At 39.3% G+C, this 14,968-nt stretch carries 12 protein-coding genes; 4 read left to right on the forward strand and 8 right to left on the reverse strand.

Translation table 11 applies throughout. The features are described 5' to 3' along the window. Positions 1–17: 17 nt before the first annotated feature. The 4 genes from AC0L3Y_RS03065 (at position 18) to AC0L3Y_RS03080 (ending at position 4,830) form a co-directional block, all read left to right on the forward strand. Positions 18–950, forward strand: coding sequence for a LysO family transporter (locus AC0L3Y_RS03065; RefSeq protein ID WP_473468615.1), 933 nt, complete (start codon positions 18–20; stop codon positions 948–950). A gap of 828 nt (positions 951–1,778) precedes the next feature. Beyond that, on the forward strand, positions 1,779–2,480 hold the full coding sequence (locus AC0L3Y_RS03070) for an FKBP-type peptidyl-prolyl cis-trans isomerase (protein ID WP_473468618.1): 702 nt from the start codon (positions 1,779–1,781) through the stop codon (positions 2,478–2,480). 152 nt (positions 2,481–2,632) lie between these two features. After that, entirely contained in the window at positions 2,633–3,454 is an 822-nt protein-coding gene (locus AC0L3Y_RS03075) for a glycosyltransferase family A protein (protein ID WP_473468620.1), read from the forward strand. A gap of 50 nt (positions 3,455–3,504) precedes the next feature. Beyond that, the gene (locus AC0L3Y_RS03080; RefSeq protein WP_473468623.1) at positions 3,505–4,830 is read left to right on the forward strand and encodes an O-antigen ligase family protein; all 1,326 of its coding nucleotides are present in this window, start codon (positions 3,505–3,507) and stop codon (positions 4,828–4,830) included. 442 nt (positions 4,831–5,272) lie between these two features. Here the strand turns inward: AC0L3Y_RS03080 and AC0L3Y_RS03085 are convergent, their stop codons facing one another. The 8 genes from AC0L3Y_RS03085 to AC0L3Y_RS03120 all read right to left on the reverse strand — a co-directional run bounded on the left by AC0L3Y_RS03085 (position 5,273) and on the right by AC0L3Y_RS03120 (position 14,381). Beyond that, the gene (locus AC0L3Y_RS03085; RefSeq protein WP_473468625.1) at positions 5,273–6,148 is read right to left on the reverse strand and encodes a hypothetical protein; all 876 of its coding nucleotides are present in this window, start codon (positions 6,146–6,148) and stop codon (positions 5,273–5,275) included. 604 nt (positions 6,149–6,752) lie between these two features. Then, the gene (pseI, locus tag AC0L3Y_RS03090) at positions 6,753–7,802 is read right to left on the reverse strand and encodes a pseudaminic acid synthase (protein ID WP_473468627.1); all 1,050 of its coding nucleotides are present in this window, start codon (positions 7,800–7,802) and stop codon (positions 6,753–6,755) included. Positions 7,803–7,809: 7 nt separating this feature from the next. Beyond that, on the reverse strand, positions 7,810–9,333 hold the full coding sequence (gene pseG / locus AC0L3Y_RS03095; protein WP_473468629.1) for a UDP-2,4-diacetamido-2,4,6-trideoxy-beta-L-altropyranose hydrolase: 1,524 nt from the start codon (positions 9,331–9,333) through the stop codon (positions 7,810–7,812). Beyond that, positions 9,327–10,013: a pseudaminic acid cytidylyltransferase gene (pseF, locus tag AC0L3Y_RS03100; protein ID WP_473468631.1), complete on the reverse strand. Its 687-nt coding sequence runs from the start codon at positions 10,011–10,013 to the stop codon at positions 9,327–9,329. Before pseF ends, pseG begins: the two co-directional genes overlap by 7 nt. Continuing rightward, positions 10,013–11,176: a UDP-4-amino-4,6-dideoxy-N-acetyl-beta-L-altrosamine transaminase gene (gene pseC / locus AC0L3Y_RS03105; RefSeq protein WP_473468634.1), complete on the reverse strand. Its 1,164-nt coding sequence runs from the start codon at positions 11,174–11,176 to the stop codon at positions 10,013–10,015. Before pseC ends, pseF begins: the two co-directional genes overlap by 1 nt. A 686-nt stretch (positions 11,177–11,862) precedes the next feature. Further along, the gene (locus AC0L3Y_RS03110; RefSeq protein WP_473468637.1) at positions 11,863–12,279 is read right to left on the reverse strand and encodes a transposase; all 417 of its coding nucleotides are present in this window, start codon (positions 12,277–12,279) and stop codon (positions 11,863–11,865) included. Positions 12,280–12,294: 15 nt separating this feature from the next. Then, on the reverse strand, positions 12,295–12,795 hold the full coding sequence (locus AC0L3Y_RS03115) for an IS110 family transposase (RefSeq protein WP_473468639.1): 501 nt from the start codon (positions 12,793–12,795) through the stop codon (positions 12,295–12,297). Between the two features lie 188 nt (positions 12,796–12,983). Then, positions 12,984–14,381, reverse strand: a complete 1,398-nt coding sequence (locus tag AC0L3Y_RS03120) for a mannose-1-phosphate guanylyltransferase/mannose-6-phosphate isomerase (RefSeq protein WP_473468642.1) — start codon at positions 14,379–14,381, stop codon at positions 12,984–12,986. Positions 14,382–14,968: the final 587 nt, after the last annotated feature.

Below are 14,968 nucleotides of genomic sequence, written 5' to 3' on the forward strand. Positions count from 1 at the left end.
AGGACGATTTTTAAAACATGACGATTCTCGCGACGCTTGGCCCTTTACTTATCGCCTTACTTTTTGGTTACTGGGTTAACATCAAAGTATTTTCCCCTACTCGCGTTGCAAAATGGTTAGAGCAGCTGGTTTACGTCATCTTAGGATTAATCGGATTTAGCCTAGGTGCATTGGACAATCTAGCGGAGAAGCTTCTTGTTGCTGGCTATCAAGCCATTGTCATGTTTGTACTCATTAGCATCATTAGTTTATCTGGCTTGTATTTAAGTGGTTTACGCTTTGGCGGCACACACTCCGAACATTTATCGCAAGAACCACAAACTAAACACAGTCATGCCTTAATAGATGCAGCTAAAACCATTGCTTGGGTCATTGTTGGCATAATCATAGGTATGTTCTGCAAAGACTGGATCACTGGCGTCGATGAGCTGGTTACTTACCTTTTGTACTTCTTGCTATTTTTAGTTGGCTGCCAACTCAGACAAGGCAATTACAAATTACGCAAACTCTTTTTAAATTCTCAAGGTGTGATCATTGCAATCGTCACCATAACCACTACCCTACTGACTGGCTGGGTTGGTAGCTGGGTATTAGGACTAACGTGGAACCAAGGATTAGCTGTTGTCTCTGGATTTGGCTGGTACAGCTTATCGGGGATTTTAATCTCTGGTTTGGGTGATCCTGTACTAGGCACCACCGCATTCTTACTCGACCTTGGCCGTGAAATCCTCGCCCTTATGCTTATTCCTTTTCTTGCCAGATTAAATAGCCATATGTCCGTTGGCTATTCTGGCGCAACCGCAATGGACTTTACCTTACCCATGTTAGGCAAATTTCATGGCAGCGCAGATCGTTCCTGTGTGTATCGCCAGCGGATTTATCATGAGTATTTTAGTCCCAATTCTGATTCCTTTGTTAATGGGTATCAACCCAAATTAACCCCTCCCTAACCCTCCCCTTGAAAGACATAAGGGGAGGGAACTTAAGATCTTAGCTCCTCCTCTTAACAAACGGAACTTTAAGACTTTAGCCCCTTTACCAACCCCCCTTAACAAGCGGAATTTTAAGACTTTAGCCCCTCCCCCAAACTCCCCCTTAACAAGCGGAACCTTAAGACTTTAGCCCCTTTACCAAACTCCCCTTAACAAGCGGAACTTTAAGACTTTAGCCCCTCCCCCATGACTCCCCCTTAACAAGCGGAATTTTAAGACTTTAGCCCCTCCCCCAAACTCCCCCTTAACAAGCGGAACCTTAAGACTTTAGCCCCTTTACCAAACTCCCCTTAACAAGCGGAATTTTAAGACTTTAGCCCCTCCCCCATGGCTCCCCCTTAACAAGGGGGAGGCTGGGAGGGGGTTAAATATGTCAAAAAACCGTAAAGATCCAATTGTAAAGAAATGATCTTTAGCAAACACTGTCATGCTTTTGTAAAAGCGATTGTCTCCCATAAGAACACCAGCTTAATCTCACTTTACGTTTTGTGTTTTGCGGAACCGCTTGTAAATTAAAGAAAGATCTTTTGGAACTCAAACAAAGTGTGCAGGTGAAGGGGTCGCTTTGGTAATGTGAGTAACATAAAATTGGCATTAACTACCTTGCTTATGTTAGAACTGATATCAACGGATCTGGTTTTGCAAAGCACAAGGCGTATATCATTGTTTCCGCTTTGTTTTCGCCCCACAGAATGCTTGGCAAAAAAACCGTATACAAATTAAACTCCGTCTTAATGCTTACATCACTAAGTGATAAATCACTAAATAATAATGGAATACTTTCTTATGAAAAAAACTCTTATTGCGGCGCTGGTTATGTCATCAGTTTCTTTTGCGTACGCTGACGACTCAATCAAACTAGACACGAAAGAGCAACGCCTTGGCTACAGCATTGGCACTATGTTTGGTTCTCGTATGTCACAAGATTTCTCTGAACTAGACATGGACACCTTTATGGCTGGCTTTCAAGACTCTTTTGCTGGCAAAGACGGTCAAATGACAATGGATGAAGTAACTCAAACTATCCAAGCTTACCAACAAGAACAAGCAGCACTAGCACAGCAAGAACAAGAGAAACTATCCGCAGAAGCGAAAGCCGAAGCATCCGCATGGTTAAAAGAGAAAGAAGCCGAAGATGGTGTGAAGAAAACGGAATCCGGTTTGCTTTATAAAGTTATCACAGAAGGAAAAGGCGACAAGCCAAGTGCAACCGACACTGTAGAAGTAGATTATGAAGGCAGCCTAATCGACGGCACTGTATTTGATAGCTCCTACCAACGTGGTGAATCTATTACCTTCCCATTAAACGGTGTCATTCCCGGTTGGACTGAAGGTCTACAGCTTATGTCTGTTGGCTCTAAGTACGAATTGTACATTCCATCTGATCTTGCCTACGGCCCAGGTGGCACAGGCCCAATTCCAGCAAATGCGGCACTTAAGTTTGTTGTTGAACTGCATAGCATTCAAGAAGCGGATGCTGCGAAATAACGCCATAAAATAATTAACGTCACAATCAAGCTGTTGCAACATTGTTGGAACAGCTTTTTATTTTCTGCCCCATAAGCTTACAGCTATTGAAGAAAACAACAGACTAAAGGAGAATAACAGCAACTTCAGAATTCGCTACAAAAGGGAAAGACGTGAAACTTAAAGAATATATCCCCTCATTAATGACCACTCTTAGATTAAGAAGTCTTCCTCTAGAAAAACTAAAATCAACTAGTACTCAAACTCTTCCAGTAATAGTGACGTTAACATCGATTCCCTCTCGTCTGAATATTATTGATATTACCATTCGTAGTATTTTGAATCAGCCTCAAAAACCCAGCAAAATATTACTCTGGCTCAATCAAGATTTAAAAAATCAAATACCTAAAAAACTATCTGATTTGGTAGGCGATATATTTGAGATTCGCTATCAACAAGATCTAACGTGTCCTCATAGAAAGCTTATCTATTCCCTAAAGGAGTTCCCTGAGAACATACTTATCACTTGCGACGATGACTTAATATATCGCCCAGAGTGGCTAGGAGCACTCTACGACGAGCATCTACAATATCCAAATAGCATCATCGCAAATGAGTGCCGCAAACTCACTTATAGTAACGACGGCGAATTACTCACCTATAAACAATGGGAATACATAAAAACCTTAGGCGTTGTAGATACGAAACTACTCCCCATTGGCTATGGAGGCGTTCTTTATCCTCCACACTCGTTGTACAAAGATACAACTGATCAAGAACTTTTCTTGAAACTCTCACCAAAAGCAGACGATTTATGGTTCAAAATGATGTCTTACTTACAAGGAACAGAGGTAAGAAGATCATCAAATCCGTCACAGAAACCTATCCCTCTCGCTGGATCACAGACAATATCTTTAAAGAAAACCAATGTCAGAGAGGATGGCAATAGGCTGCAATGGCTAGCACTTTGTAAACATTACTCTATAAAACTTTAAAGCTGCCACTACAAGCTAATTAACTGCAACATTCGAACTTTGAGATTAAAATGACTGCCTCTTTGACAAATCTAACTCCATTATTTACACGAAAACCATCAGAATACCAACCTAAATGGTTAATATTATTAGGTATTATTAGCACAGTTGTTTATGCATTTACTCGTACGGGATTTATGGAAATAGCTAGTATCGCATCAACCACTGCAACATTAACTGGTTTATGGGGACTATATAAATATGGTAATCAAGTAAATAGTCATATTTTGTTTCGATTTGTTTGGGTAGCCATAATATTTCAATTAATCTCTTGGGGGTTATCACAATATAATCATCCAGAGTGGGCATTAGAAATACCAAAACTAGACAAAATCACTCGCTGGTTTTTATTTATTCCTTTTGCTTGGTGGATTGCACAATACAAAAATGCTACTTGGATTTTATGGGCTAGCGCAGCACTTGGAATATTGATATCCCCATGGACTACAGGTAATGGCATTAATGAAATAATACAAGGAATAAATGGCCGCCGAATAGATTTCGGAATTCGTAACGCTCAACATACTGCATTATATTTTGGTAGCATTCTAATCGGGTTGTGTTATTTAGTTTTTCCTTTATATAGAAAAAACAAAATATTAGCACTGCCAATTATTTTTTTAATAACCTATTGTTCTCTTATCATTTATATCAATGAATCCAGACAAGCCTGGCTTGCACTAATCATAACATTAATTTTATTTTCTTTTTATTTTTTCATTAAAACACTTAAAAAATCCTCTATAAAAAAGAAAACTTTTATAATTTCTTTTTTTCTTATCAGCTTTTTTGCATTTAGTAGTTTCTTATTCACAAATGAAAAAATAGTGCAAAGAGTTATGGTTGAAGAAAAGGCAATCAACGCTGTTTTATCATTAAATTTTGATAAAGTTCCTTATTCAAGCTTTGGAATAAGGCTTCACACTTGGATCGCAGCAGTGGACTTCATTAAAGAAAAACCTATATTTGGCTGGGGTAGTAATGGTAAATCATTAGTCATACAGCATACAGAATGGTTACCAAAACATGTAAAAGAAAATTTCAGTCACTTACACAATTTCTACCTTGAAACATTGGTCAATTACGGAATAGTTGGGATAATATTCTATTTTTCCATTTGGTTTTATATTGGAAAAAACCTTTACAAAAAGATTTCAGAAGGCTATATCGAAAAAGAAGTAGGCTATTTATTTTTAAGTATTTTTTGTTTCTGGAGCATTATGAATTGTTTTGAATCTTATCAAAACTTTTGGACCGGTGTTTTCTACTTTATAGTCTTCATGACCGGAATTATGGCTAAAATATGGCAAACAGAGATACATAAAGAAAAGATATAAGGTAATTTATTTCATTTAAAAAATAAGAGTTTATCGATACAAGTTGTGATCAATAAACTCTTATTAATACTTATTATATAATTCACTATTTTTCAAAGCTAATCCTATCAGAATCATTGTATTTAATATCTTTACTTACCATAAAAAAACCACCTAACTACAGCTATCACTAAGTAAGTTGATTAAATCAACGCATATAGACTTTATCATTTTTGGAAAAAATTTAATAAGAGGGGGAGTTCTTCAAAAAATCAAATTTTTACGCAGGAGTACTGGCTGCTTCTAACAGGTCAACTTCGGTAAAATAAAATATTGAACTAAAAACCTTTTCATCTTCTGAAACAATAGCTTATACCACCCGCATGCATGGCTTATTGTAGCAGATTTCTTTACTATTATTTTACTGGTATCACAATAACACCTTATTAACCATATATAGAAATCATTTCAACTTCATAATTGAGCTATAAATATCACTAGGCTCTCTGATGAAAAGGTCTTCAAAAGATTTATTATTTAGAATTCTCTCTATAATCAACGCACTTAATTCACCTTCCTTGTTTTGCCAGACTGTCCCAAAGGTTTCACTGTAACTTTTTATATTTTCAGAACGAGCTATTGAATCACCAGATGTCATAATATTGTCGATATCAGAAAGAGTAAAATTCAAGTTGATTTTTTTAGACACTTCATTCTCAACGTACCCATAATAATCTGACTTGTAAACCTTATCACTCATCTCTAAATAAGCAGTAGGCAAACCAGATAATGCAGCTTCAAGATGAATACTGGTATTACTAGCAATTAACATATTGATTGAGGAAAAGTAATTCGAAAGAGTATCTTCTCTTGAATTAGATATGCTTACCTGAGATACCCTTTTCACATAATCATTAAGTTGAGCATGAAATTTCCTTCCTTGAGAAGGGTGAGTTCTAACAATACAACAAAAACCCATATCAATTAGCTTATCCAACACCTTAACCAAGGTGTAAAAACTATCTAATTTATTTATGGCAATCCCAATTCGTGTTTCTAAAAAATTATCATTAAGACTAATAACAGTTTTTTTCTGTCCCGTTAAAATCACATTACATTTTTTAATATTCGAATCTATTCTTTGATTATCTTCACCATTAAGCTGATAGCATTTTAAGTAGATATCATGTGATATATTTCCATCCAACAATGCATAATCAAATTCTAAAGGTGGAAAAATAGTACTAACAGAAGCATGCTGCATATAAACAGTTTTTATACCAAGCATTTGAGAAGCCAAACGTAAACTTCGATTACTCAAGTTATGATCATTAGACATAATCACAACCTTAGGTTTTATCAGGCTCAATTTACTTAAAAAATAAGGCACCATAATATAAGCCTTGCAAAATTCATCAAGAGCCCAACTCAACTCATTGAACTTATTTTCTTTTTTTAATTTATTATAAAAAACAAAAAATCGAGATAAAAAAACAACCATCCCAACAAAAAAAATCTTAATATCAAAAGATAAAAACTCAAATTCTATATCTTTATTTTTTTTAGTATTTTTTTCTTATTGGAAATAAAAACGAAACTAATTCCTCTTTTATTCAAAGACAGAACAGTGGAATACAAAGCATTAATTTGATTAATGCTACTTGAAAAGACTAGAACGCTAGCACTTTTGTTTTTTTTTGGAAAAAAGTTACTTTAAATAACGTATTAAAAAAAACTGGGAGAGTTTTAAAAAAACATTTGATCTTACTTTCCCTTTCGATTTTATTTTTTTTAACTCATTATTTTTTTCCCAAAAAGATAGGAAAGTTCAAGTTCATCCTCATAATCAAAAGATTTTTTTGAGATTTCTAACAACTTCAAATATTTCACAGTCTTATTCCAATTGATTTCATCAAAAATGAGTTTGATTTTTCCAATAAAAACTAAAAAGCAGCATCTTTCGTCAAAGCCTCACCCGCTTTAAGATCTTTCTTTGCCACAGTGCCTATCACGTCATATAAATACTTAGGAGCCAAACCATAGCCCGGTCGGATGCTTTTGACGTTGTCGTGGGTAAACTCTTCACCTTTGGCAATATCTTTGACAACATAAAGTGAGCGTCTAAAGATGGCGTTACCTTTCTCACTGTCTTTTCGTTCGTAATTCACTTTTCCAAGTGCTTTCCAAGCGATTTTACTGTCTCGGCATAGCTGCATTAATTCTGGTTTTTCTAAAGAGAAACTGTCGTCAGGGCCACCGCCCTTTCTATCTAAAGTAACGTGTTTCTCTATTAAACAAGCGCCCAGAGCCACAGATGTTATCGCTGTTGTATTGTCTATTGTGTGGTCGGATAAGCCTGTGAGCACATCAAACCGTGTTGCCATATCTGGGATAGTGGCTAAATTGTAATCTTCCGATGGCGCAGGATAACCACTGACGCAATGCAAGACGATCAGTTCCTTACACCCTGCGTTTTTAGCCATCTCTACCGCCTCACGAATTTCCTCTTCATTCGCCATACCGGTTGAGATAATCATTGGCTTGCCGGTTTTCGCAACGTATTCAATCAGTGGTAAATCAATAGCTTCAAACGAGGCAATTTTATAAGCAGGGGCATCCAGTGTTTCTAGTAGGTCAACCGCGGTAAAATCAAACGGCGAACTAAAAATAGTGATGCCTAATTCCTTCGCTTTCTCAAACAATGGCTTATGCCATTCCCATGGCATGTGAGCTTCTTCATATAAGTCATAGAGCGTCTTTCCATCCCACAAGCCACCTTTGATTAAAAACTCGGATGAATCGCTTTTCATGGTGATGGTATCCGGTCGATAGGTTTGTAGCTTTATAGCGTCCGCGCCACACTCCTTCGCCATTTCCATTATTTTATAGGCATTTTCTATGTTGCCATTATGATTCGCTGACATTTCCGCGATGATATAAGGAGCGTAATCTGGGCCAATATTCTTACCATCAATCGTAATAAACCTATTCATATATACCTCACTTTATTGGCAACCGAGTATAATTTTCTTCATCTATTTTCACATAACCCGCGCGATGAAAAAGCGCATGGGATGCAGTATTTTCTTTAAGCACCACGGCATTGATCGTGATGTTTGGGTGTTGCTTGTCTAACATGCTCAAAGCGTGCTTTGCGATCCCTTTACCAAAGTGAGTTGGGGCAATAAAAATAGAAAGAATATAAGTATTGTTCTCAATCAGATCCAAACGAACAACACCCACAGATTCTGGGTGAGCTTCGGCTGGATTCACTCTTTCAATGATGTAAAAATAATCGTTTGAGTTAGAGACTTTTCTTTCCATCCAAGCTTGATGTTCTGCCAAACTTGGCACAGATTTGTTTAAAGCATACCTTCTTGTTTCTGGAGCACACTGCCATTCAAATACTTGAAGTGTATCATTTAACGAGGCACATCTTAATTGAAATACATCATCAAAAAGCAGCGAAATATGCTCGATAATACGATCCACGCCCAAGCCATCACATAATGCAAGGTTCGTTTTCCTCATCTGATCATAATCAGCCAATAGCTGTTGATATGCTGTCTTTAAATCGTTATCAATGGAGTCTAGATCGATGCCAATGGCAGCTCCGACATCAGTGAGTTTTTTACAAATGGTTAGTTGGTTATCCGCTAATGCAATGATGATACTGGGTATACCTAAACAAGCTCGCTCCCAAGAGGTTGAACCGGGAGCCCCGATAGCCATGTCATATTGCCCCATAAATTCCGCCATGTTTTCGACAAAATCAATGTGCGTAACCCAATCTTCTTGTTCAGAAAAAACCTTAACTTGTTGGTAATGGGGAGCCCTTGCACTTAGCAACACAGTCACCAAAGGAGGATCACTGAAATCGCGCTTCAATGCGTTCAGGACTTGTAATGTGGCGTTAGGAGAATCCACACCGCCCATTGAAATCAATACACGAGGTCTATTTTTAAACTTTTTTGATTTAACAAGAGCGTCAGTGTGAAGCTCAGCAAAATCAGGATGAATAATCGCATAGTCAGTCCCAGATAAAACTTGGGCTGTTGGGTTTAAAGGCTGGTATTCGTTGGGATTTCTTAATAATGTTTGATCGACAATCAGATCTGCAGCGTGCTCTCTTACTAAGTCATCAATCACCATGATTTTACCGTGAAACTGAGATTTAACGCTCTGATGCCATTTGATTCCAATGCCATAATGATCAACAACAACCAAATCCACATGGCTTAACTGTGATATACAATCTTGTGCATCTTGCCACTCATCAACCTGTAGCCAAGCGGCATAATCGGATGTTGTTTTTGGTTCTAACCAATGCAAGGGCTGACTTAATTCACAGACAGAAAAACCACGTTTTTTGATAAGGCGAATAAGGTCGCCTTTCTGGGGGCGTGTTAGAAACGTCACCCCATGACCCGCTCTTTTAAGTGCGTCCGCCAAGACTAAACAACGCATCACATGACCACTTCCTATATGCAAAGAAGCGTCAGTACGAATAACAACTTTTAACATTCAATAACTCGATATAAGGCTTCTACCAGCTCCCAGTCTTCTTGAGTATCGATATCCTGTACTCTTTTACGAGGTAAAAGCACCGCCTTCGAATTTGAACCAAAGATAGGCTCTTTATTTAAAAATGCTTGTGCTTTGCCCCAGTAAAACTGGCCAGCGTCATGGTACGCTTCTTCTAAATCCTGTGAGCGAGTATTTAAATGTTCAGGATGAAACATCTCGACTCTATCTTGCGGATTAATTTTTAAAGCACGTTGTATTGGAAATGCATAACTAGTCGCACTAAACGCGTAACGGACGTTATCGCCAGCAAGTGCAGACAAGCCCTCTTTTATACTTGATGCACTAATGAAAGGAGCTGTGGCATAAATACAACAAGCATTTTCAATATCCATTTGATTTTTCTGACACCAGGTTAACCCATGGGCGATAACATCTAATGTTGTTGCGTAATCGTCAGATATCTCTGCTGGACGCATAAAAGGCACTGTTGCACCATATTGCAAAGCAATGGCCGCAATCTCTTCATCATCCGTCGATACCATCACATGATCAAAGCAACCACTCTTTAAGGCCGCCTCTATGGAATAAGCAATCATCGGCTTTCCGTGAAATACCTTTATATTTTTGCGTGGAATTCGCTTACTCCCACCACGAGCAGGAATGATGGCTATATTCATTACTTACCCAGTAAAATATCGGTTAATTTACAGATAACTTCGTCTTGCTGTTCATCTGTCATACCATGAAACATAGGTAAGGAAATAGCATTCGTGTAGTAACTTTCAGCCTGAGGAAAGTCCCCAAACTTAAATCCCATTCGCTGATAATAGGGCTGAAGGTGAACGGGAATGTAATGCAGATTAACACCAATACCTTGTGCTCTTAATTCATCAAACACGTCTTTATGTGTTTTAGAAATCCTAGACAAATCTAAGCGAATAACAAATAAGTGCAGACCAGAATAGGTGTTAGGCAATTGATAAGGCAAGGTGATGGGCAAATCATTAAGCTTTTCATAATAACGTGATGCCAAACGATGACGAGTCGTCACGAACTCTTCTAACCGCGCCATTTGTGAAACACCCAGAGCCGCTTGCAACTCTGTCATGCGGTAATTAAAGCCTAAATAAACTTGCTCATAGTACCAACTGCCATGGGGCGTATTTTCCATTAACGATTCATCGCGCGTAATACCATGACTTCTATAAAGCGCCATTTTATTCGCAAGTGTTTCATCATTCGTTAATGCTGCGCCGCCTTCGGCTGTAGTGACTATTTTTACTGGATGAAAACTGAATACCGTAATATCACTAAACTCACATGAGCCAATTGCACTGTCTAGATAACGTCCACCAATAGCATGGGAAGCGTCTTCAATCACCTTGAAGCCATATTCAACAGCGAGCAAATGAATTGCTTCCATATCACATGGTTGACCACAGAAATGCACAGCGACCAATACTTTGGGTAATCGGTTTTGTTTTTTGGCTTCTATTAATTTGAGTTTAAGAGCCTGAGGACATAAGTTATAAGTTGCGGGATTAATATCAACAAAATCCACCTCGGCACCACAATACAAACCACAATTAGCCGATGCAACAAAGGTGATAGGCGTTGTCCATAATATATCTCCCACACCTAAATCAAGAGCCAAACAAGCAATATGCAAAGCAGAGGTAGCACTGTTCACTGCAAGCGCATAGTCAGCACCCGTTGCATTTTTCAGTGCCTTCTCAAAAGCAGGTACCTGTGGGCCTTGCGTCAGAAAATCAGATTTGAATACATCCACAACAGCGTCAATATCTGCCTGAATAATATCCTGCTTGCCGTACGGTATCATTAACTAACCTCTATAATTTACAACATGTTTTTCACTAATATTCACAAGCTACCCTACATTTCCAATTCAGAGCCAATTTACTAAATTATAATTAGAACGAAAGAGGATTGATTATATATTATACCGAACCTAAAAATTAGGTTTACGTCAGACTATCCAGTTAATATTATTTCAATAAATTTGTTACCAAGGGGCCAGAAGCATTTAGCACTTGTAGACAGCAATTGCTAAAACACCTATGTTTGATTTCGTAGGTCGTATATGGACTCCTCTGGGGATGCAACGATAGCATCCCTATTTTTTAATAAAGAATCATGCGTACTCCACTTGTTTATTAACAATACTTATCAACGGTTATAACAAACTTGCGTTAGCTTTCGTATATTCGGCCTTATTATGGAGAGCTACCCCAGACCTTAACGGCTTTGTTCGCCGTGTAAACCAAACGCCTTATCGGAATAACGGCTTCAAGAGCCGCCGACCTACTCAGGTTTCATTTGGTTTGCTTGCTAGCTGTTCATTCCGTTCAATTTATATTGCTAACTGTCTCGGTTGGTACTTTCTTTATTCACTGGCTTTTTTAACATCATCGTTACTGTGCGACAGGTTGACGATATTCAAACCCACTTTTCAGCATGGCTGTCGCCATTCTGACCAGTTTATTGGCGACGGCTACTATGGTTTTGTTAAACCCTTTCGTACTGAGTAATTGCCTTACCCAACAACTCAAGCCGTCTGTTTTTTTCTTTCACATGAATGACCAAGGATCGGGCCCCATTGATGATCAGTGTACGCAGATACGTATCGCCTCGCTTGGTAATCCTGCCGATGGTAACCTTACCACCACTGCCACTGTGCGCTGGAACAAGACCGATGCTGGCACTGGCATCTCGGCCACGCCTGAAGCGCTCAGCCGAACCGAATTTAGCATACATCATGCTGGCACCAAGCCAAGCAACACCAGGTAATTGCACCAATCGTTGGCAGACCTCTATTTGCTTTGCTATCGTTTCGATCTCATCAGTGACCTCTTTCATAAGCGTGATCACATGTTTAAGTTGTTCTAATAGTCTGAATAGTATTCTGCGTGCAACAACCGTCATTTCATTTTCAGCATCTTAAAGCGCCATAGGCACTTGCTTAAGAAGCTTGCTGATACCTAGAGCAAAAATAACGCCATACTCGCGACCAAAACCTCGAAGACGGCTGGCAAGTTGGTTGCGTTCTTTCTTATAGCCTTCGCGTGATTTATGTAAAGTAGCAATATCTTGCTGCTCTAATGTGCGGATCTGAACGCAGTGCAGCTGCTGATTTTTACTGGCCTCATAAATACTAAGAACATCATTTTTATCACTCTTATTACCCACTCGGTATTTTGCTGCAAGATGAGGAGGAATAAGTCCTACTTTATGGCCTGATGATGTAAAGCGCCTAGCCCAATGATGCGCTGAGCCACATGCTTCCATATAGATCGCTGCATCAGGGTACTGGGCAATGATGAGACACATTTTCTTCGCTGTGACTTCTTTATTTAACTTGGCTTTACCAGCTTGGTTGAAGACAGCAACTTGGAAAACTTCTTTCGCTAAATCGATACAAATTGTCGTATTATTATTCATGGTATGGCTCCTTTGGTTTGGTCGCCTCCCAATTTATCGGAATTTCGCTGAATTGGGGAGGAGTCCATACCATTGGGAAGAAACGACCGTGATCCGACATTCCCACAACACGCTACAACGGCAGATCACACTCGTGCCTCGTTCATCTGCCCTACGAAGCCCATCAAACATAGGATCAGTCAATGACGTTAGCGCCCATATCGATCACTAAAACGCACAATATCGTCTTCACCCAAATAACTACCAGACTGCACTTCCACTACTTCTAATGGAATCTTTCCTGGATTTTCTAAGGCATGAACCACACCAACAGGAATATAAGTGGATTCATTTTCAGTGAGGATAATCTCGTTCTCGCCGTTTTGTACTTTTGCAGTACCCGATACAACCACCCAATGCTCTGCCCTGTAACGATGCATTTGCACACTCAACTTCTCACCTGGCTTTACCATAATACGTTTTACTTTATATCGGTCGCCAAGATCAATCGTTTGATAAGTCCCCCACGGTCGATGCACCGTTGTGTGATACATGTGCTCTTCACGACCTTCAGATTGAATACGCTTAACGATTTTTTTAACATCCTGCGCATTATCTTTATCCATCACAAGAACGGCATCAGCGGTCTCAACAATAACAAGATTACTAACACCAACAGCGGCAACCAAACGTGTTTCGGAGCGAATCAAACAATTGCTAGAGCCTTCTGACATAACGTCCCCTAGCAGAACATTATTATCTCCGTCTTTATCGGCATAGTCATAAAGCGCATCCCAAGCACCAATATCACTCCAATCACCCGCATAAGGAACCATCTTGGCTTTTAGTGTTGGCTCCATAACCGCATAATCTATGGATTCTGACGGACAGTTAGAAAACAACTCGGCGTCAATACGAACAAAATCCATATCCTGTATACGATATTGATAAGCAAGACTGACAGCTTCAAAAATATCAGATCGATATTTAGAAAGTTCTTCGAGGTAAATCTTTGCATTGAATAGAAACATGCCGCTATTCCACAAATAGTCACCGGATTTTAAGTAAGCTTGTGCCGTGTTTAGGTCTGGTTTTTCAACAAATTCAGCAACGGCAAAATTATCACCACTACGAATATAGCCATAACCTGTTTCTGGACGAGTAGGTTTAATACCAAAAGTGACGAGAGCATTTTCTTTGGCAAGTTCAGCTGCTTTTACAATAGCAGATTCAAAAGCTTCAATATCACGAATCACATGATCTGCAGGCAGAACCAATAACAACACATCTTCTTGCTCTTCACTTTGCGCTTCCAATGCAGCCAAAGCAATCGCGGGGGCCGTATTACGGCCACTTGGCTCAAGTACAATACTGGCATTTTTCGAGCCAATTTCTTGTAATTGTTGAGCAATCAAAAAACGATGACTTTCATTACAAATAACAATTGGGTCGCCCACATCCAAAGAAAAAACGCGAAGAAGGGTTTGTTGAAGGAGGCTGTACTCTTTATCAACTAAAGGTAAACATTGCTTTGCAAAAAACTCTCGAGATAAGGGCCAAAGACGACAACCCACACCACCAGATAAAATAACAGGAATAATCTTCAAAATAGATCCAAATAAAAAACACCAAAGCACCCGTAAGCCTGACTAGACGAGGAACGAGGCATAATCAGGCAACATTAAACCACCATCACTAAACAGTCCCCCTTCCTTTATGCTTTCCAAGGAAAGCTTAGGGAAACAGCAGAACTAAAAGTACCCTCCCCTTATGTCTTCCAAGGGGAGGGTTAGGAAGGGGTTATTCGGTAGCCGTGAAGTCTTTAACCCCCTCCCAACCTCCCCCTTAACAATGGGGAGGAACTAAGAACTGAACCCCTTATATCTTCCAAGAAAAGCGTAGGAAAACAACAGACTAAAAATCCCCTCCTCTTATCTCTTCCAAGGGGAGGGTTAGGGAGGGGTTATTCGGTAGCCGTGAAGTCTTTAACCGCCTCCCAGCCTCCCTCTTAGCAAGGGGGAGGATCTAAAAATTCGACCTCTTATCTCTTCCAAGAAAAATCTGAGAAAAACAACAGACTATACCCCCTCCCCTTATGTCTTCCAAGGGGGTGTTTGGGGGAGGGGCTAAGAACTCAACCCCTTATCTCTTCCAAGAAAAGCTTGAGGAAAACAACAAACTAAAAATCCTCTCC

The sequence above is a fragment of the Marinomonas sp. GJ51-14 genome (assembly GCF_055808695.1).